Below are 17984 nucleotides of genomic sequence, written 5' to 3' on the forward strand. Positions count from 1 at the left end.
CCCGGGTCCGTCAGCGGAGGGGCGCGATGCTGATCTTTTTAAAAACCTGGAGCGGGTAGACGGGATCGAACCGACATCCTCAGCTTGGAAGGCTGCTGCACTACCATTGTGCTATACCCGCGCGGAGACTGCGGAAGTTCGCGAGGGAACGCCGCAGCCGATCCTCTTCGGGTCCTGATCCGTCGTATCCGTCAAGGCGCGTGGTGGGGGAAGTAGGACTCGAACCTACGAAGCTTACGCAGGGGATTTACAGTCCCCCCCCTTTGCCACTCGGGACATTCCCCCAGCGCGCCTTGTCGAACCGTCGGACCCCTCGTTTCCGCTATAAAGAAGCGGGACGAAACAAAAGCCTTCGGCTTGTCGCCTCCTCTAGGATAGAGGGGGCGCCCAGACCCGAAAGCCCTTGGGGCTCCAAATCGGAGGGCGTCTTATAGTGTCGTCGAAAACAGAACGCAACGACCGTAGAAGCGGTAAAAAACCGGTCTTCGGAAACCGGCCTGAAGGGCCGCGCGACAAGGGTCAAAAGCCCACCGCGCAAGGGTTTGGCGGGCGCGACGATGCGCCCCGCCCGCCCCGTGCGCCTGATCGGAACAAGTCGGACGCCGATAATTTTCTGTGGGGCCGCCACCCCGTCCTGGCCGCTTTGGCGAATCCCGCGCGTCGCGGCACGGGTCGCCTGCTGGCCACGGCCGAGCGCGCCGCCGAGATCGAAGACGGCAAACTGGCCCACGGTCACAAGATCGAGGTGGTCGAGGTCCAGGCCCTGACCCGGATGCTGCCCCCAGGCGCCGTGCACCAGGGTCTTGCCTTCAAGGTCCAGCCGCTGGAAGGCGTGTCGCTGGAAGAGCTGGCCGATCCGGCGCCCAAACCTGGAGAAGGGGGGATCATCGTCATGCTGGACCAGCTGACCGATCCCCAGAACGTCGGCGCCATCTTCCGCTCGGCCCTGGCCTTCGGTGCGCGAGGCATCATAGTCCAGGACCGCCACGCCCCGGCCCTGGCCGGCGCCCTGGCCAAGGCGGCGGTCGGCGCGACCGAACGCCTGCCCCATGCGCGGGTGACCAACCTGTCGCGCGCGCTGGAGCGGCTGGCCGACCTGGGCTGGCGCGCCGTGGGTTTGGACGGGACGGGCGAACAGACGCTGGAAGAAGCGCTGGATCGCCAGCCCACCGTACTGGTCATGGGGTCCGAGGGCGACGGCATCCGCCGCCTGGTCGCCGAACACTGCGACGTCCTGGCCAAGATCCCCATGCCGGGCGGTTTCGAGAGCCTGAACGTCTCAAACGCCGCCGCCGTCGCGCTTTATGAGGCGGCGCGCGCGCAACGCGGCTGACAGAAGGTCGCACCGGCGTTAGAGAGCGGAAATGGAATTTTTCTCGTCTCCCGAATTCGCCAGCCAGGCCGCCGCTCTGGGCCAGGTCCTGCTGATGGATCTGGTCCTGGCCGGCGACAACGCCGTCGCCGTGGGTCTCGCCGCCGCCGCCCTGCCCCAGGACCAGCGCAAGAAGGCCATCCTGATCGGCCTGGCCGCCGCCGTGGTCATGCGCATCGGCTTTGCGCTGATCACGGTCCAGCTTCTGGCCCTGGTCGGCCTGCTGCTGGCCGGCGGCCTGCTGCTGCTTTGGGTGTGCTGGAAGATGTGGCGCGAACTGCAGGAGCAGCGCACGCATAACCAGGCCGAGGCCGAGAAGGAACTGGAACTGGCGCTCAGCATCGAGCACGGCGCCGGCCCCTCGCCCGAGGAACTGGGCGTCAAGCGCAAGACCTTCGGCGCGGCCCTGCTGCAGATCATGGTCGCCGACATCACCATGTCATTGGACAATGTGCTGGCCGTCGCGGGCGCCGCGCACGAACACCCGTGGATCATGGTCTTCGGCCTGGTCCTGTCGATCGCCCTGATGGGGATCGCCGCCACCTATATCGCCAAGCTGTTGCACCGCTTCGCCTGGATCGGCTACGTGGGCCTTGTCGTCGTCCTGTACGTCGCCCTGCACATGATCTGGGACGGCGGGCGTCAGGTGATCGTGCGCACCGGTCATATGGAACAGTTCAACGCCTCGGCCCCCGCCTTCCTCGATATCGGTGAGAAGGAGGCCGCCAAACACCTGGGCCGGAAGCGGACCGAGACCAGTCCGACGCCGGCGCCTGCGGTTCCCGGCGCATGACGGTCGCCACGGTCACGGTCGAGGAGGCCGCCGCCTGGCTGCAAGCCGGCGAGGCGATCCTGATCGACGTGCGCGAGCCGGACGAGTTCGCCGCCGCCCGCATCGACGGCGCCATCCTGGCCCCGCTCAGCCAGATGCCCGCCGCCTGGGAGGCGCTGGACCTGCCGGCTGACAAGAAGATCATCGTCCAGTGCCTGAAGGGCGGCCGCAGCCACCAGGTCTGCGCCTTCGTCGGCCCGACCGGCCCGGAGGGTCAGCCCCTGTTCAACCTGACCGGCGGCATCCAGGCCTGGCATGCGGCAGGCTTGCCGGTCGTGTTCGCCGAATAGTCCTGATCAGCGGCCCCTGAGCCACCCCGTGACGGAAATCCGATCCGCCCCCGCCGATAGGGCGACCTGGGTCACCGAATGGGGCGCCGGCACCTTCAGCAGGTTCAGGGTGTTGAAGCGCGGCGTGAAGGCTTCGGCGACATTGCCGTCGGTTCCGTGGACGGCCAGCAGGCCACCCCACTCGATCCGCCAGGCCGGCGTCAGGTTCAGCACATAGGCGAGGAAGCGGTTCTTGCCGTCCGCATGGTCGTCATGCTCGGTCAGGAAATGTCCGGCGCGAAAGCGCGTTAGTTGCGCGTCCGCCAGGGCGATGCGCGGCTCGCCGGTCACGTCCCGCATCAGGCCCAGGAACGCCTCGCCGTTCAGGAAGGCCAGCAGGTCGGACCACACCGGCGCCGCCTGCCCCGCCTCGACCAGATCGTAGATCGGGTGATTGTCGTACAGATACTGAAAGTCGGTCTGGGCCGAGACCTGCACCGCCTGCCCCAAAGCCTGTTTCTGTCCCGGCTGCAGTGACGCCAGCCAGGCGGCGGGCAGATCGACATGCCCCGTCCCGCGTCGCGTCACGACATTGTAGTCAGCGGTCGTCGCCGCTTCATACAGTCCTTGAGCGTCGGCCGGGGTCAAGACGCCGTCGATCTGCGTCCGGCCTGTGCGCGCCAATCGCTCGCGAATCGCGGCGCGCCGTTCTTCGTTCAGGGGCGTCAGGGTCGGCGTCATCGCATATCCCCCACCCGCCCGATCAGGCGTCCGCGCCGCCGAAGCGTTCGGACCATTCTGCCACCTGGACGTCCTCGATCTTGGCGAACAGCACGCCTTGGGCGGCGACCGGCTGACCGACAGTCAGCACGTTCAGCACATCCTCGTCCGCGCCGGGCCAGCTCAGATCGCTAGCGCTCACCGAGGCCGCGATCTTCTCGGCCGAGAACGGCAGGATCGGCGCGGCCAGACGCGCGAACAGGGCCACCAGATTCAGGCCTGTGCGCACCCCCACCGCCGCGCGGTCGCGGTCGGTCTTCAGCGCCGTCCAGGGCGCCGCGACCTGCAGATATTCGTTGCCCAGCACCCAGACGGCGCGCAGGGCCTGGGCCGCCTTCCTGAACTCCATGGCCTCGAACTGTTCGGTCGCTTCGGCGATGCCCGCCTTGATGTCGGCCTCCAGTTGGATTTCGACCGGACCGGCCTCGCCGCCCTCGGGCACGACGCCGTCGAACTTCGACTCGGCGAACTTGACGATCCGGTTGACGAAGTTGCCCAGCACATCGGCCAGGTCCTTGTTGGTCGAGGCCTGGAAGTCCTCCCAGGTGAAGGCCGAATCCGCGTGTTCCGGGCCGTAGGCCGTCAGGCGCCAGCGCCAGTAGTCGGCCGGCAGCAGCTCCAGCGCCTGGTCCATGAAGACGCCGCGCTTCTGGCTGGTCGAGAATTTCCCGCCGTACCAGTTCAGCCAGTTGAAGGCCTTAAGCTGGTCCACCGTCTTCCAGGGTTCGCCCGAGCCGATGATGGTCGCGGGGAACGACACAGTGTGGAAGGCCACGTTGTCCTTGCCCATGAACTGGACATAGCGAACGTCCTCCGCCCCTTCGTCCAGCCGCCACCAGTCGCGCCAGGTGTTGCCGGTCGCCTCAGCCCATTCCTCGGTCGCGCCGATATATTCGATGGGGGCGTCGAACCAGACGTAGAAGACCTTGTCCTCCATGCCCGGACGCGGGAATCCGTCCTTCAGCACCGGCACGCCCCAGGCCAGGTCGCGGGTGATGCCCCGGTCGATCAGCCCCTCGTCCAGATGCTTGTAGGCGATGGACTTAGCCAGCACCTGCCAGCCGCTCTTGCCATCGACCCAGGCGCGGATCTCGGGCTCGATCTTCGTCTGCAACAGATAGAGGTGGCGGGTGTCGCGCACCTCCAAATTCCTGGACCCTGACACCGACGAATAGGGATCGATCAGGTCGGTGGGATCCAGCAGGCGTCCGCAGTTGTCGCACTGGTCCCCGCGCGCGCCGACATGGCCGCAGTGGGGGCAGGTCCCCTCGACATAGCGGTCGGGCAGGAAGCGGGCGTCGTCGATCGAATAGATCATCCGATCCACCCGCTCCTCGATCAGGCCGTTCTTCTCCAGCGCCTCGGCGAACTGCTGGGTCAGGCGATGGTTCTGCGGGTTGGACGACCGGCCGAACCAGTCGTAGCTCAGGCCGAACGCCAGGCCCGCAGCCTTCTGGATCTCGTGCTGTTCGTCGCAATAGGTCCGCACGTCCTGCCCGGCGGCGGCGGCGGCCAGCTCGGCCGGGGTGCCGTGCTCGTCCGTGGCGCAGATATAGAGCACCTCATGACCCTGGGCTCGCTTGAACCGCGCCCAGACGTCGGCCGGCAACATCGAGCCCGCCAGATTCCCCAGGTGCTTGATGCCGTTGATGTAGGGCAGCGCCGAGGTGATGAGGATGCGGGCCATGATCGTCCAGGAGTTCGGGGAAGCGCAGGGATATAGAGAGCGGAAGCGGCGACGTCACCTCTCCCTCCCCTTCATGGGGAGGGACGATCGCGCAGCGATCAGGGTGGGGCCCGAATGGGCTTGGGCGGAGTTCTAACTTCCCCACCCCGGCTCCGCTACGCTTCGCCGCCCCTCCCCATGAAGGGGAGGGAGAATTCTAAGGCAATCGACGCGCTACGCGGACAAATCGTCCCGTAAGCAGGGTCGAGGACGCCAGGCTGGCGATCACCACCGCCCAGACCAGGCCGTCGATGCCCATCTGGTGCGCCAGCACCCAGCCCAGCGGCATCATCACCGCCCCATAGGCCGCGAAATGCATGATGGTAGGCCACCAGACATCCCCCGCGGCCCGGTTCGCCTGGGCCGCCACGACCTGGATGCCGTCCGCTACGAAGAACAGGGTCGCCAGAACCAGGGCCGGCGCCGCAATGGCCAGCAGGGCCGGGTCGCGGTTGTAGGCCCCGACGATCAGATGCGCGCTGGGCCAGACCAACAGCGCCACGACCAGGGTCATGGCCGTGACCACCCCCAACCCGACCAGTCCCGCGCGCAACACCCCTCGCCCGTCGCCGGCGCCATAGCTGCGCCCCACCAGCACCGCTGTCGCCGACGACAGCCCCATGGGCAGCATGAAGACGATGGCCGAGACGTTCAGCACCACCGCCCAGGCGGCCGTCTCCGCCGTTCCGATCTGACCGGCGAAGAAGGTGAAGCCGGAAAAGGCCCCGACCTCGATGAAATAAGATGCGCCGGCGCCCAGGCCGACCTTGACCTGCTCGCGCGCCGCCTTGGGATCGTGCTCGGGCTTGTCGAAGATACCCAGCGATCGCGCCTCGGGCAGGCGCAGGATGTAGATGACAAGAAAGACCGCCAACGCCGCCCGGGCCCCGAACGTCGCCCAGGCCGAGGCGAAGGCGCCGTCGAAACCGATGCCCAGCAGGTCCGGCACCAGCACGATGTTCAGCGCCAGATTGACCCCGTTCGCCACCCACATGGCGACCATGCCGGGCTTGGGCCGGCCCAAGGCCTCCAGGAAGAACTGCCCTGTCACCGAGATCAGATAGAAGGGCATGGACAGGGCGAAGACGACCAGGGCCGGACCCGCGCCTTCCGCCAGTCCGTCCTCAAGCCCCAGCTTGCCCAGCCCCCAAGGGCCGATGGCGATCAGGGCGATCATGGAGATCACGCCGATCTGCAGCGAATAGGTCAGCCCGCGACGCAGCACAGAGCCGACGGCGTGCCGACGCCCCTCGCCCAGCATGCGCGCCGTCATCACCTGTACGCCCAGCATCAGGCCCACCGCCGTCGTCACCACGATCGACGTCGGCGCCCAGGCCAGCGAATGAAACGCCAGTTCCTTGCTGGAGAAGTTGCCCACCACGATGGCGTCGGTCAGACCCATGGTCATGATGCCGATCCGCGCCAAAATCACCGGCCATGCCAGGTTGAGCAGGTCGTGGAAGGCGGAACGGGTCTGGGGGCTGAGCGCGATCATCGGACGCGGCACAGGCCACGCGGACCCGCCGGGGTCAACTCCCAAAAACTTTGCGGGCTTGGCCTACCAGGCGCCCAGTTCGCGAAGTTGCCGAACCAGCTCCTCCGGCGCCTCGCCTGCATCCAGTTCGGTCAGATCGACGGGCGCGTCCTTGGGTTCAAAATAGCGCCAGCCCTGGAACGGGCGTCGCGCCATCGGCGCCGTGCGGACGACCCTGGGCTCCAGGGTGATCTCGCAGCGGCTTTCCTTGCCCTCGCCCAGGGTGGCGATGTCGAGCACCGGCTGACGGCAGACGATCGTGCCCTTCACCACCCAGTATAGCGACCCGCCGTCCTCGATCTCGGAGGCGCGTTTCGGCGTCATTCGCGTGTGGACCACCAGAGGCCCGCCCTTGGCGGCGCGGGTCTCCAGCCATTCGACGTCCGGCACCCCGACGCCCAGCTTGATCATGTGAAGCGGCATTGGCCCCACGTAGTGGCCCTTAGGCGCATTGGCCAGATTCTTAATCTACAGGGCCTAAGCATGATCGCGCGCCATCTCCCCTCGTCAGGCGCGACACAGGACCAGAATGTACGGATTGATTACCCGCCTGACGGCCCATCCCGGTCGTCGCGACGAACTTGGGCTGTGCCTGCTGGACCCCAATCTGAGACGCCCCGGCTGCCACAGCTACGTCCTGGCCCACGATCTGAACGACGCCGACGCCCTGTGGGTCACCGAGGTCTGGATGAGCAAGGCCATGCACGACGCCTGGTCGGCCAATATCCGCGAAACCCACGAACTGCTGCCGGCCCTCGGCCTGATCGCCACCTTCGGCGACACCGTCTTCACCCGCCCCATCGGCGGCGTGGGGCTTTAATCGGCCTTCACCACCGCCAGCACGGCCGCCTCGACCACCTGATCGCCCAGCGTCGCCACGCTCTCGACAACCCCGTCGAACGGCGCGGTCAGGGCGTGTTCCATCTTCATGGCCTCCAGCACCACGACGGGCTGTCCCTTGGTCACGGCGTCGCCCGCCTTGACCGGCGTGGCGACGATCTTGCCGGGCATGGGGGCGCGAAGGGAGCCGTCGGAGACGGCGTCTGCCGCGCTATTTCGGGGAGCACGACGCGAAACTTCATAGGCATCCCCCCCATAGAAGACGACGAAGCCGCCATCATTTTGCGGGCCATAACGGATCACCGGCTGGCTATTTAGATAGCCGCCTTGATATGCTGCGCCGTTAATAAAAAACGTGTGCTTCGTTACCGGAACCGCATTGAGGCGAAGGCCAACCACACCGTATTCAGTGTCCCATGCATCGGCTGAATTCACAGACCTCGAACGCCAGACCAAGTCGCTGGAATCGTTGATCACTGATTTCGGAATTACAGAGCGCGATAGATTCGCCTCTTCCGCCGCGATGAAGCCTGTATCCACGTCACCCGCCATGAAGCGCGGATGCTCCAGGCAGCGTTTCAGGAAGCCGGCGTTGGCCTTGACCGGCCAGACCTCGACCTCGCCGGCCGCCTCGGCCAACCGCGCCGCCGCCGCCTCGCGCGTGTCTTCGTGCACGATCAGCTTGGCGATCATCGGGTCGTAGAACTGGCTGACCTCGCCGCCCTGCTCCACGCCTGTATCGACGCGGATGCCGTCCGGCATGACGAAATGCTCCAGCCGGCCGATGGAGGGCAGGAAACCGTTGGCCGGATCCTCGGCATAGAGGCGCGCCTCCATGGCCCAGCCGTTCAGTTTGATCTGATCCTGCTTCAGCGGGATCGGCTCGCCCGCCGCGACGCGGAACTGCCACTCGACTAGATCGACGCCGGTCACGCTCTCGGTCACCGGATGCTCGACCTGCAGCCGGGTGTTCATCTCCATGAACCAGATGCCGTCCGCCTTCAGCCCGTCCGAGGCGTCGGCAATGAACTCGATAGTCCCGGCCCCGACATAGTTCACCGCCTTGGCCGCCTTGATCGCCGCGCCCGTCACGGCGGCGCGCACGGCCTCGCTCATGCCCGGCGCCGGCGCCTCCTCGATCACCTTCTGATGGCGGCGTTGCAGCGAACAGTCGCGCTCGTACAGGTGGACGACATCACCGTGCTTGTCGCCAAACACCTGCACCTCGATGTGGCGCGGGCGGGTGATGTAGCGTTCGATCAGAACACGGTCGTCGCCGAAGGCCGCAGCCCCCTCGCGCTTGGCGCTGGCCAGGCCGGCGGCGAAATCGGCCGGATCATCGACCCGCTTCATCCCCTTGCCGCCCCCGCCCGCGACCGCCTTGATCAGCACCGGATAGCCGATCCGCGCCGCCTCGGCGGTCAGGGTCGCTTCCGACTGGTCCGCGCCCTGATAGCCCGGCGTCACCGGCACGCCGGCCTGGATCATCAGCTCCTTGGCCGCATCCTTCAGCCCCATCGCCCGGATCGAGGACGGGTCCGGCCCGATCCAGATCAGGCCCGCCGCCGCCACGGCCTCGGCGAACTCGGCATTTTCAGACAGGAAGCCATAGCCGGGGTGGATCGCCTCCGCCCCCGTCGCCTTGGCTGCCGCCAGCACCTTGGCGCCGTCCAGATAGCTTTCACGCGCCGCCGCCGGGCCGATCAGCACCGCCTCGTCGGCCTCGCGCACATGCAGGGCGTTTGCGTCAGCCTCGGAATAGACGGCGATGGTGCGTAATCCCATCCGCTTGGCGGTTCGGAAGACACGGCAGGCGATTTCGCCGCGATTGGCGACAAGGACGGACTTGAACATGAAGCGTTCTTAGCCGGATCGTGCGAGGCAGGCGAGAGGCTGCGCACGACCCTTCTCAGGCGCCTCCGCAGGCGTTAAGCCCCTCCCATGTCCCTGCGCCCCCTTTTCGTCACCCAGGTCTATGAGGCCTCCCTCGCCGACGGCCGAGGCTGGCCCGACTTTAACGAGCAACTGATCGACGTCATCCGCATGATGTCCGACGAGGACGCCGCCGGGCGACAATGGTGCAAGGCCAACGCCTATCGCGGCTACACCTCCTACGGATCGCTGAACGACCTGCCCCAGCGGTTTCCCGAGTTCGCGGAGCTGAAGCGCCACCTGGATCGGCACGCCGTGGCCTACGCCAAGGCGCTGAACTTCGACCTGGCGAGGAAGCCGCGTCTCGACAATCTGTGGGTCAATATCCTCAAGCCCGGCGGCGGCCATACCGGCCATATCCACCCGCACGCCTTCCTGTCGGGCACCGTCTATATCGACATCCCGGACGGCGCCTCGTCGCTGAAATTGGAAGACCCCCGCCTGCCCTTCATGATGGCCCGCCCCTCGGTGACCGAGGAGGCGTCGGAGGCCGAACGACCGTTCGTCTATCTGAAGCCGCAAGCCGGCACGGTGCTGATGTGGGAAAGCTGGCTGCGGCACGAGGTGCCGACCAACCTGGCCAAGGCCGACCGGATATCGATCAGCTTCAACTACGCCTGAATCTTAAGGCTGAACCGGCCGCCGCTAACGACGGCCGGTCAACGCAATCAGACCGTCCAGTTGGCCTTGCGTTTTTCCAGGAAGGCCAGCACGCCCTCGCGGCCTTCGTCGGACACGCGGGCGCGAGCGATGCGTTTGGCGGTCTCGTCCAACAGCCCTGAGTCGATCTTGTGGTGGGCGATGTCGTTGACCAGACGCTTGGCCTCGCCCATCGCGCCGGGCGCATTGCCGGTCAGGCTGTCGCTCAGCATCGAGATGAACTCTTCTACCGAACCCTCGGGCAGGACCAGGTCGATCAGGCCGGTGTGGGCGGCGTAGTCGGCGTCGAAGCTGTTTCCGGTCAGAAACAGCTGGCGGGCGCGGCGGGCGCCGATGGCCTCGACGACATAGGGGGCGATGGTCGCCGGGATCAGGCCCAGCTTGACCTCGGAGAAGGCGAAGCGCGCGCCCTCGACCGCCACGGCCATGTCGCAGGCGGCGACGATGCCGGCCCCGCCGCCCATGGCGTTGCCCTCGACCACGGCCACCGTCAGGGCCGGAATGTCGTGCAGCGCCTTCAGCATTTTCGCCAGGCCCATGGCGTCGTCGCGGTTGTCGCTCTCGGACCAGCCGGCGGCGTCGCGCATCCAGTTCAGGTCGGCCCCGGCGCTGAAGGTGCCGCCCGCCCCGCGAATGAAGACGGCGCGCACGCGGTCTGCGCCGTGCAGGGTCTCGAACGTCTCGTGCAGGGCGGCGATGGTCGCGGCGTCGAAGGCGTTCTTCTTCTCTGGCCGGTTGATGGTGACGAAGACGATGCCGTCCGTCGTGGAATCGATCTGCACCAGATCGTCGTTCGCATCCGGCGCGGGGTCCGCGACCAGCGGCTGGGCGATGGAATTGATCTCGGCCGCCTCCGCGTCGGTCACATCCAGGGCGTTGAGATCGGTGTCGGTGGGTTTTTCGGCCATCATTTCAATCCTTGAACTCAATCTTGATCTTCTCAACCAGTTTGGCGTCAACGCATGAGCGAATGTTGTCGATTTCCGCCAAGCGCAAAATAATCTGTGCAGTAGCTCCTCTGATCGCGATCACCTGCGCGATCCGAAAGTCCCCAGGCACTAAACTAGGGGGATCAAGGTCTTCAAATATGGCCCCGACCTCACATAGCCAACGGTTTCCTGTTGCGTAGAGAAGCTCAAACGTTGCGTAGCCCTTTGCGTCGAAGGTCCGTGTCCCGGTCTCGGCTCGATCCATAATCGTCTCGCCGATCGCTGATTGCCAGTCTCGGTAAATCCATGCCTGTCGAGCAGATAAGATCTTACAGGCCTGATGCGCGGTGGTGTCGATGAGAATGGGCTGTGGAGCAAGTTCGCCTAATTCTCGTGCGAAGTAGCTTGCGACTTTAACCAACATTGCCGTCTTTTGATCATGTGGGAGCGCACAGATTTCGCTTCTTCGGATGACATGAGGCGGACTGATATTGTCCACCAAACTATCTAGATGCGCACCGATCCTTCCCGCAGCAGCTTCATCAGGGGCATCGAACTCCCAAAGCGAAGCGAGTTCCTTGACCATCCAGCTTTCGACTTCGTCGCCGTTAGCAAGGGCAGATTCGAACTGCAAAAATACTTCGTGTAGAGAGTATTTCTTATCCGTCACTTCCGCCAAGAGCGATTGCTCTGTGCGTATTGCCCAAATCCAGCCAATTAGCTTGGCAAGGCGATAGATAGAACTATTGAACTTATAGACGTGATAGGAAGTCGGCTTGCTTTCAGTGTGAAGGTATGCGTGACGTCCAGACGTAACGATCTCAGTCAGTCTATAGTATAGCCCCTCAGCAGATGAGCCTAATGCAGGCGCATAGCGCTCAAGAATATCTCTTTTTTGCTCACGCGACTTAAAAATCTTAGCGACTACCGGAGCCAAAATAGATTGGATCAGGAGGGTAAGGCCCGCAGCGCCTGCGCCGATTAGGGCGCCGGTAATCTCGTCGCTCAAAATCTCTTCTCCTACATCCTGAACAGGCCGAAGGTCGTCTCGGGGATCGGGGCGTTCAGGCTGGCGCTGATCGCCAGGCCCAGCACGTCGCGAGTCTGGGCCGGATCGATGATGCCGTCGTCCCACAGGCGGGCGGTGGCGTAGTAGGGATTGCCCTCGTCCTCGTACTTCTGACGGATCGGCGCCTTGAAGGCCTCGGCGTCGTCCGCGCTCCAGGTTTCGGCGTCGCGGTGGACGGTGGCCAGGACCGAAGCCGCCTGTTCGCCGCCCATCACGCCGATCCGGCTGTTGGGCCAGGTGAAGAGGAAGCGCGGGGAATAGGCGCGGCCGCACATGCCGTAGTTTCCGGCCCCGAAGCTGCCGCCGATCAGGACGGTGAACTTGGGCACTTCGGCCGACGCGACGGCCGTGACCAGCTTGGCGCCGTCCTTGGCTATGCCACCCGCCTCGTACTTGCCGCCGACCATGAAGCCACTGATGTTCTGCAGGAACAGCAGCGGAATCTTGCGCTTGCAGGCCAGTTCGATGAAGTGCGCGCCCTTCTGGGCGCTCTCGGAGAAGATGACGCCGTTGTTGGCCAGGATGGCGACCGGATAGCCCCAGACGCGGGCGAAGCCGCAGACCAGCGTCGAGCCGTACAGGGTCTTGAACTCGTCGAACTCGGACCCGTCCACCAGTCGGGCGATGACCTCGCGCACATCATACGGTGCGCGCACGTCGTCGGGGATCAGGCCATACAGCTCTTCGGCCGCGAAGGCCGGCGCGCGGGGTTCGCGTACATCCATGTCCACGGCCTTGGTGGTGTTCAGATTGGCGACGATGGACCGCACGATCTCCAGGGCATGTTCGTCGTTCTCGGCCACATGATCGACCACGCCCGAGCGACGGCCGTGGGTCTCGGCCCCGCCCAGTTCCTCGGCCGAGATCACCTCGCCGGTCGCGGCCTTCACCAGGGGCGGGCCGGCCAGGAAGATGGCGCCCTGGTTCCTGACGATGATCGTCTCGTCCGACATGGCCGGCACATAGGCGCCGCCGGCGGTGGACAGGCCCATGACGCAGGCGATCTGGGCGATGCCCTTGGCGCTCATCCGGGCCTGGTTGAAGAAGATGCGGCCGAAATGGTCGCGGTCGGGAAACACCTCGGCCTGGTGCGGCAGGTTGGCGCCGCCAGAGTCCACCAGATAGACGCACGGCAGGCGGTTCTGCTCGGCGATCTCCTGGGCACGCAGGTGCTTCTTCACCGTCATGGGGAAGTAGGCGCCGCCCTTCACCGTCGGATCGTTGCAGACGATCATGACCTCGCGGCCCGAGACCCGGCCGATCCCGGCGATGACGCCGGCCGCCGGCGCCTCGCCGTCGTACATCTCATGCGCGGCCAACTGACCGACCTCCAGGAAGGGCGAACCGGGGTCCAGCAGCCGCTCGACCCGGTCGCGGGGCAACAGCTTGCCGCGGGCGACGTGACGCTCGCGCGACTTGTCGGACCCGCCGCGCGCGGCCTTGGCCACATGGTCGCGCAGTTCGGCGACCAGAGCGCTGTTGTGCGCGTGCAGGGACTTGTATTTGGGGCTTTGCGGATCGACCGCTGACGTCAGCTTCGGCATGGGGTTGGTTTAGGCGGGGTCGCGAGGCGTCACAAGCACCTGCCGCCATCCTTGCCTCCCCGCTCCTTTTCCCCTATAGGCCCCGCCTTTCCAGGGCTTCGGTCCTGTCGCGGAACACCAAAGGGTTGGACGTTCGGTCCGGCCGCCGCGCCAGGAGCCATCGTGGGGATCGACTTACCCGGTCGTTTCCACGCCGATGCTCACAAGGGAGAATACCGCATGGCTCTTTACGAGCACACGGTCATGTCGCGCCAGGATATCTCGGCGCAACAGGCCGAAGCGCTGAACGACACCATCAAGGGCTTGATCGAACAAGGCGGCGGTTCCGTCGCCAAGATCGAGTACTGGGGTCTGCGCAACCTGACGTACCGCGTGAAAAAGAACCGCAAGGCTCACTATTCGCTGCTCGCAGTCGATTGCCCGCCGGCCGCCATGGCCGAGGTCGAGCGTCAGCTGTCGATCAACGAAGACGTGCTGCGTTGGCTGACCGTCCGTGTCGAGGAACTCGACCTGGAACTGTCGCCGCTGCTGGCCCGCCGCGAGCGTGAACGCGAGCGTGAGCGCGAGCGCACCCCGCGCGATGACGCCGCCGCCGACGCCGAATAAGGAACCCGGAACATGACCGATACCCCCATCAGCTCGGGCGCCCCGACCCCGGGCGCTCCGGCGGGCTCCGGCGCCGCCGGCCGCCGCCCCTTCTATCGTCGCCGCAAGGTCTGCCCGTTCTCGGGCGCCAATGCGCCGAAGATCGACTACAAGGACGTGAAGCTGCTTCAGCGTTACGTCTCCGAACGCGGCAAGATCGTGCCTTCGCGCATCACCGCCGTCTCCCAGAAGAAGCAACGCGAACTGGCCAAGGCCATCAAGCGCGCTCGCTATCTGGCCCTCCTGCCTTACGTGGTGAAGTGAGATGAAGGTCGTTCTGCTTGAACGCGTCGAGAATCTCGGCGCCATCGGCGACGTCGTGTCCGTCAAGGACGGCTTCGCCCGTAACTTCCTTCTGCCGCGCGACAAGGCCCGTCGGGCCACCGCCGCCAACCTGAAGGCGTTCGAACTCGACCGCGTCGCCATCGAGCAACGCAACGACAAGAACAAGGCCGATGCACAGAAGGTCGCCGACAAGATCGACGGCCAGACCTACATCATGATCCGTCAGGCCGGTGAAACCGGTCACCTGTACGGTTCGGTCGCCGGCCGCGACGTCGCCGAGGCCATCCAGGCCGAAGGCGGCAAGGTCGAGCGTTCGCAAGTCGTCCTGAACACGGCGATCAAGAACCTGGGCGTCCACGAAGTGCCGGTCCGCCTGCACGCCGAGGTCCGCGCATCGGTCAAGATCAACATCGCCCGTTCGATGGATGAAGCCGAGCGTCAGGCCAAGGGTGAGGACGTGATCCGCAGCCAGTTCGACGATGAGCGTCAGGCCGCCGAGCAATCGGCCCAGGAACTGATCGAAGGCGGCGCCGGTCAACAGGAAGGCTTCGGCGACGAAGCCTGATTGACCCCGGCCTTCGGGCTGGATCGCCAAGACATCAAGGGCGCGTTCCGCAAGGGATGCGCCCTTTTTGCTGCTTAAAAATTGAGCGTCGCTGCGCACACCCCTTCGGCGCAATCACTGGCTGACTCACCACAGGTGATAGATTTTCTATTGCTCGCCGCAGAAAACATGGCGCGCTGCGCTGATTGACCCGCCGCACCTTCGCCCTGATATGGCCATGACCGCCGGGATCTCCCCGACCGTGCGGTTGGAGACGGCGATGACGACTACCCCTTATCTCGTGGCGATGCCGCCCGACCGTGGGCGATGTTGCGGCTGAGGCCGCACGACACCTGAACTTCAGATCGACTTCAAAGCCCGCCGCCATCAGCGACGGCGATGCGCGCTCGCGCCAAAAACAAGCCTTAGGAAATCTCTCAATGCGCAATACCCTGCAACGGGCCGCCGCCCCGGCCCTGTTCGCGACCGTCTCAACGCTCGCCCTGCTGACCGCCGCTCCCGTCTTCGCCCAAACCGCTGAGCCGACCGCCGATGACGCCGCCCAGGTGGACGACATCGTCGTCACCGGCACGCGGGTCCAGAACCGCTCGCGCCTGGACACCCTGGCCCCCGTGGACGTGGTGACGGCGCAGGCGCTTCAGACGCGCGGCACGACCGAGTTCGCCACCGCCCTGGCCCAGGCCGTGCCGTCGCTGACCTTCCAGCGCCCGTCTGCCAACGACGGCACCGACTCGATCCGCCCGATCACCCTGCGCGGCCTGTCGCCGGATCAGACGCTGGTGCTGGTGAACGGCACCCGGCGTCACGCCTCGGCCCTGGTCAACGTCAACGGCGTCGTGGGTCGCGGCTCGGCCGCCGTCGACCTGAACACCATCCCGACCGGCGCCCTGGACCGGGTCGAGGTGCTGCGCGACGGCGCCTCGGCCCAGTACGGTTCGGACGCCATCGCCGGCGTGGTGAACCTGCGGCTGAAAGAGGCCTCCAGCGGCGGCGGCGCCAGCGTGACCTACGGCCAGTATTTCACCACGGTGAAGACCGCGCGCGGCGAACGCGACGAACAAGACGGCGGCACGGTGACGGCCTCGGCCTGGCAGGGCTTCTCGCTGGGCGACGACGGCTTCCTGACCCTGTCGGCCGAATATCTGAACCGCGAATCGACCAACCGCTCGGACTACGATCCCCGCGCGGCGGCGAACGGCGCGATCACCGCCCGCTTCGGCGACCCGGACGTCGAGCAATGGACGGTCTTCGCCAACGCCGGCAAGGGCCTGGGCAATGGCTGGGAGGCCTATGGCTGGGCCGGCTATCAGGACCGCGACAGCGAGGGCGCCGCCTTCCCTCGCCTGTCCGACAACGCCAACAATGTCGCCGCCATCTATCCGAACGGCTTCCTGCCCAAGGTGGCGATCAACTCGAAAGACGCCTCGCTGGCCGGCGGACTGCGCGGCGAACTGGCCGGCTGGAACACGGACGTCAGCCTGACCTACGGCCGCAATGCGCTGGACTTCCGCACCGAGGACTCGCTGAACTCGACCTACGGCGCCGCTTCGCCGACCAGCTTCGATTCCGGCAGCCTGATCTATGACCAGCTGGTTCTGGGCGCCGACTTCAGCCGTGAGTTCGAGGTCGGCCTGTCCGGCGGCCCGCTGAACTTCGCCTGGGGCCTGGAGCAGCGCTGGGAGAACTACAAGATCGAGGCCGGTCAGCCCGAAAGCTACAATCGCGGCCCGCTGGGCGCCAATACCGCCCTAACCGGCGGCGCCCAGGGCTTTGTCGGCTTCCAGCCTTCGAACGCCGTCGATGTCGATCGCAACAACTTCGCCGCCTACGCAGACGTGGAAATCCCCCTGACCGACAAGCTGCGTGTCGAGGGCGCCGTGCGGTTCGAAGACTATTCCGACTTCGGCGACACCCAAACCGGCAAGCTGTCGGCCCGCTATGACTTCACGCCCAGCTTCGCCCTGCGCGGTTCGGTCTCGACCGGCTTCCGCGCCCCGTCGTTGCAGCAGTCCCTCTTCACCTCGACCGCCTCGGTGATCCAGAGTGGCGTGGTGGTCGAAACCGGCACCTTCCCCGCCACCAGCGCCGTCGCTGCGGCCCTGGGCGCCCGTCCGCTGAAAGCCGAGACCTCGACCAACTATTCGTTAGGCGCGGTGGTGCGTCTGGGCCGGTTCGATCTGACCGTGGACGCCTACAAGATCGATATCGACGATCAGATCGTTCTGTCGGAATTGATCAACCGTTCCTTCTCGGCCGAAGTCGCCAATCTGCTAGATCCGCAAGGCATCCAGGCCGCCCGCTTCTTCCTGAACGGCGTTTCGACCACGACGCAAGGCGTAGACATCGTCGGGCGCTATCGTCTGCCGACAGACACGCTCGGCGACTTCGACTTCACCGTGGCGGCCAACTTCAACGACGTGTCGGTCAACAGCGTGCCGACCTCGTCGTCGGCGCTGACCTCGACACCGACGTTGTTCTCGCGTCAGCGCATAAAGACCATAGAGGACGGCACCCCGGCGTCAAAGGTCTCGGCGTCGGCGGATTGGAGCCGGGACAAGTGGGGCGCCACCGTCCGCGCCACCTACTATGGCGACGTGATCCAACCTGCGTCGCTGCCAGAAAACGACTATCGAACCGGCGAAAAGACCGTGATCGATCTGGAAGGCCGATTCCAGATCACCGAACGCGTCGGCCTGGCGATCGGCGTGGACAATGTCTTCGACGAATACCCGGACAATGTGCCGATCAGAAACCCGAATTCGCCCCTCGGAACTGACCTGACGTCCAACGGCGTGCTGGGCTTCCCCTACTATTCGCCGTTCGGGTTCAACGGGCGTTACGGCTATGCGCGCGTCAGCCTGAAATGGTGAGGTCGAGCTGACGAGCTATGAGGCAAGGGCGCTCTGCGGAGCGCCCTTTTCCTTGATCGGATTACGAAAACTTCAGCTTAGCCCCTCCACCGCGCCGCAGTTGCGACACATATCGGCGTTCAACCTTGGCCT

The 17984-nt window shown here is 65.5% G+C and carries 17 protein-coding genes and 2 tRNA genes; 9 read left to right on the top strand and 10 right to left on the bottom strand.

What is annotated here, in order from left to right:
* Nucleotides 1-47: 47 nt before the first annotated feature.
* Both AC3ISA_RS00120 and AC3ISA_RS00125 read right to left on the bottom strand, forming a co-directional pair.
* Nucleotides 48-121 (bottom strand) — tRNA-Gly (locus AC3ISA_RS00120).
* Nucleotides 122-201: 80 nt separating this feature from the next.
* Nucleotides 202-285 (bottom strand) — tRNA-Tyr (locus tag AC3ISA_RS00125).
* Nucleotides 286-433: 148 nt separating this feature from the next.
* Between AC3ISA_RS00125 and rlmB the strand changes: the two genes are divergently transcribed.
* Genes rlmB through AC3ISA_RS00140 form a run of 3 tightly spaced genes read left to right on the top strand, consistent with a single transcriptional unit; the run spans nucleotide 434 to nucleotide 2494 of the window.
* Nucleotides 434-1333 carry a 23S rRNA (guanosine(2251)-2'-O)-methyltransferase RlmB gene (gene rlmB, locus AC3ISA_RS00130; protein ID WP_489178795.1) on the top strand — a complete coding sequence of 300 codons (900 nt, stop codon included), beginning with the start codon at nucleotides 434-436 and terminating at the stop codon, nucleotides 1331-1333.
* Nucleotides 1334-1364: 31 nt separating this feature from the next.
* A complete protein-coding gene (locus AC3ISA_RS00135; RefSeq protein WP_489178796.1) occupies nucleotides 1365-2165 on the top strand; it encodes a YjbE family putative metal transport protein in 801 nt (266 codons plus the stop codon).
* Nucleotides 2162-2494: a rhodanese-like domain-containing protein gene (locus AC3ISA_RS00140; RefSeq protein ID WP_489178797.1), complete on the top strand. Its 333-nt coding sequence runs from the start codon at nucleotides 2162-2164 to the stop codon at nucleotides 2492-2494. Before AC3ISA_RS00135 ends, AC3ISA_RS00140 begins: the two co-directional genes overlap by 4 nt.
* A gap of 6 nt (nucleotides 2495-2500) precedes the next feature.
* On the opposite strand, the gene AC3ISA_RS00145 is transcribed toward AC3ISA_RS00140, so the two are convergent.
* The 4 genes from AC3ISA_RS00145 to AC3ISA_RS00160 all read right to left on the bottom strand — a co-directional run bounded on the left by AC3ISA_RS00145 (nucleotide 2501) and on the right by AC3ISA_RS00160 (nucleotide 6936).
* Complete coding sequence (locus AC3ISA_RS00145; protein WP_489178798.1) at nucleotides 2501-3214, bottom strand: 2OG-Fe(II) oxygenase; 714 nt, start codon at nucleotides 3212-3214, stop codon at nucleotides 2501-2503.
* Nucleotides 3215-3236: 22 nt separating this feature from the next.
* Nucleotides 3237-4940, bottom strand: a complete 1704-nt coding sequence (metG, locus tag AC3ISA_RS00150) for a methionine--tRNA ligase (protein WP_489178799.1) — start codon at nucleotides 4938-4940, stop codon at nucleotides 3237-3239.
* 196 nt (nucleotides 4941-5136) lie between these two features.
* Nucleotides 5137-6486, bottom strand: coding sequence for an MATE family efflux transporter (locus AC3ISA_RS00155; protein ID WP_489178800.1), 1350 nt, complete (start codon nucleotides 6484-6486; stop codon nucleotides 5137-5139).
* Nucleotides 6487-6537: 51 nt separating this feature from the next.
* Nucleotides 6538-6936, bottom strand: a complete 399-nt coding sequence (locus AC3ISA_RS00160) for a DUF1489 family protein (RefSeq protein ID WP_489178801.1) — start codon at nucleotides 6934-6936, stop codon at nucleotides 6538-6540.
* A 106-nt stretch (nucleotides 6937-7042) separates the two neighbouring features.
* On the opposite strand from AC3ISA_RS00160, the gene AC3ISA_RS00165 reads away from it, so the two are divergent.
* Nucleotides 7043-7333 (top strand): antibiotic biosynthesis monooxygenase family protein, encoded by a 291-nt coding sequence (locus tag AC3ISA_RS00165; RefSeq protein WP_489178802.1) that lies wholly within the window; start codon nucleotides 7043-7045, stop codon nucleotides 7331-7333.
* Here the strand turns inward: AC3ISA_RS00165 and AC3ISA_RS00170 are convergent.
* Complete coding sequence (locus AC3ISA_RS00170; protein ID WP_489178803.1) at nucleotides 7330-9207, bottom strand: acetyl/propionyl/methylcrotonyl-CoA carboxylase subunit alpha; 1878 nt, start codon at nucleotides 9205-9207, stop codon at nucleotides 7330-7332. The two genes, AC3ISA_RS00165 and AC3ISA_RS00170, sit on opposite strands and share 4 nt — an antisense overlap.
* An 87-nt stretch (nucleotides 9208-9294) precedes the next feature.
* On the opposite strand from AC3ISA_RS00170, the gene AC3ISA_RS00175 reads away from it, so the two are divergent.
* Complete coding sequence (locus AC3ISA_RS00175; RefSeq protein WP_489178804.1) at nucleotides 9295-9906, top strand: TIGR02466 family protein; 612 nt, start codon at nucleotides 9295-9297, stop codon at nucleotides 9904-9906.
* 47 nt (nucleotides 9907-9953) lie between these two features.
* Here AC3ISA_RS00175 and AC3ISA_RS00180 read toward each other — a convergent pair whose 3' ends face one another.
* The 3 genes from AC3ISA_RS00180 to AC3ISA_RS00190 are packed head-to-tail and all read right to left on the bottom strand — an operon-like array spanning nucleotide 9954 to nucleotide 13487.
* The gene (locus AC3ISA_RS00180; protein ID WP_489178805.1) at nucleotides 9954-10856 is read right to left on the bottom strand and encodes an enoyl-CoA hydratase-related protein; all 903 of its coding nucleotides are present in this window, start codon (nucleotides 10854-10856) and stop codon (nucleotides 9954-9956) included.
* Between the two features lies 1 nt (nucleotide 10857).
* Nucleotides 10858-11883, bottom strand: coding sequence for a hypothetical protein (locus tag AC3ISA_RS00185; protein WP_489178806.1), 1026 nt, complete (start codon nucleotides 11881-11883; stop codon nucleotides 10858-10860).
* Between the two features lie 11 nt (nucleotides 11884-11894).
* Nucleotides 11895-13487, bottom strand: a complete 1593-nt coding sequence (locus AC3ISA_RS00190) for a carboxyl transferase domain-containing protein (protein WP_489178807.1) — start codon at nucleotides 13485-13487, stop codon at nucleotides 11895-11897.
* A 219-nt stretch (nucleotides 13488-13706) separates the two neighbouring features.
* On the opposite strand from AC3ISA_RS00190, the gene rpsF reads away from it, so the two are divergent.
* The 4 genes from rpsF (at nucleotide 13707) to AC3ISA_RS00210 (ending at nucleotide 17852) form a co-directional block, all read left to right on the top strand.
* Complete coding sequence (gene rpsF, locus AC3ISA_RS00195) at nucleotides 13707-14093, top strand: 30S ribosomal protein S6 (RefSeq protein ID WP_489178808.1); 387 nt, start codon at nucleotides 13707-13709, stop codon at nucleotides 14091-14093.
* Between the two features lie 12 nt (nucleotides 14094-14105).
* Entirely contained in the window at nucleotides 14106-14396 is a 291-nt protein-coding gene (gene rpsR, locus AC3ISA_RS00200; protein ID WP_372694448.1) for a 30S ribosomal protein S18, read from the top strand.
* Between the two features lies 1 nt (nucleotide 14397).
* Nucleotides 14398-14982, top strand: a complete 585-nt coding sequence (gene rplI / locus AC3ISA_RS00205) for a 50S ribosomal protein L9 (protein ID WP_159850671.1) — start codon at nucleotides 14398-14400, stop codon at nucleotides 14980-14982.
* Between the two features lie 419 nt (nucleotides 14983-15401).
* Complete coding sequence (locus AC3ISA_RS00210; RefSeq protein ID WP_489178810.1) at nucleotides 15402-17852, top strand: TonB-dependent receptor plug domain-containing protein; 2451 nt, start codon at nucleotides 15402-15404, stop codon at nucleotides 17850-17852.
* Nucleotides 17853-17984 lie beyond the last annotated feature (132 nt).

Source organism: Brevundimonas sp. KH_058 (genome assembly GCF_057838505.1).

What these genes read in the sequence shown, in the direction of transcription:
- rpsF (WP_489178808.1), top strand. Translation starts at nt 13,707, where the DNA reads ATGGCTCTTTACGAGCACACGGTCATGTCGCGCCAGGATATCTCGGCG.
- AC3ISA_RS00140 (WP_489178797.1), top strand. Translation starts at nt 2,162, where the DNA reads ATGACGGTCGCCACGGTCACGGTCGAGGAGGCCGCCGCCTGGCTGCAA.
- AC3ISA_RS00135 (WP_489178796.1), top strand. Translation starts at nt 1,365, where the DNA reads ATGGAATTTTTCTCGTCTCCCGAATTCGCCAGCCAGGCCGCCGCTCTG.
- AC3ISA_RS00165 (WP_489178802.1), top strand. Translation starts at nt 7,043, where the DNA reads ATGTACGGATTGATTACCCGCCTGACGGCCCATCCCGGTCGTCGCGAC.
- rpsR (WP_372694448.1), top strand. Translation starts at nt 14,106, where the DNA reads ATGACCGATACCCCCATCAGCTCGGGCGCCCCGACCCCGGGCGCTCCG.
- AC3ISA_RS00145 (WP_489178798.1), bottom strand. Translation starts at nt 3,214, where the DNA reads ATGACGCCGACCCTGACGCCCCTGAACGAAGAACGGCGCGCCGCGATT.
- AC3ISA_RS00170 (WP_489178803.1), bottom strand. Translation starts at nt 9,207, where the DNA reads ATGTTCAAGTCCGTCCTTGTCGCCAATCGCGGCGAAATCGCCTGCCGT.
- AC3ISA_RS00190 (WP_489178807.1), bottom strand. Translation starts at nt 13,487, where the DNA reads ATGCCGAAGCTGACGTCAGCGGTCGATCCGCAAAGCCCCAAATACAAG.
- metG (WP_489178799.1), bottom strand. Translation starts at nt 4,940, where the DNA reads ATGGCCCGCATCCTCATCACCTCGGCGCTGCCCTACATCAACGGCATC.
- rplI (WP_159850671.1), top strand. Translation starts at nt 14,398, where the DNA reads ATGAAGGTCGTTCTGCTTGAACGCGTCGAGAATCTCGGCGCCATCGGC.
- AC3ISA_RS00180 (WP_489178805.1), bottom strand. Translation starts at nt 10,856, where the DNA reads ATGATGGCCGAAAAACCCACCGACACCGATCTCAACGCCCTGGATGTG.
- AC3ISA_RS00160 (WP_489178801.1), bottom strand. Translation starts at nt 6,936, where the DNA reads ATGCCGCTTCACATGATCAAGCTGGGCGTCGGGGTGCCGGACGTCGAA.
- AC3ISA_RS00210 (WP_489178810.1), top strand. Translation starts at nt 15,402, where the DNA reads ATGCGCAATACCCTGCAACGGGCCGCCGCCCCGGCCCTGTTCGCGACC.
- AC3ISA_RS00175 (WP_489178804.1), top strand. Translation starts at nt 9,295, where the DNA reads ATGTCCCTGCGCCCCCTTTTCGTCACCCAGGTCTATGAGGCCTCCCTC.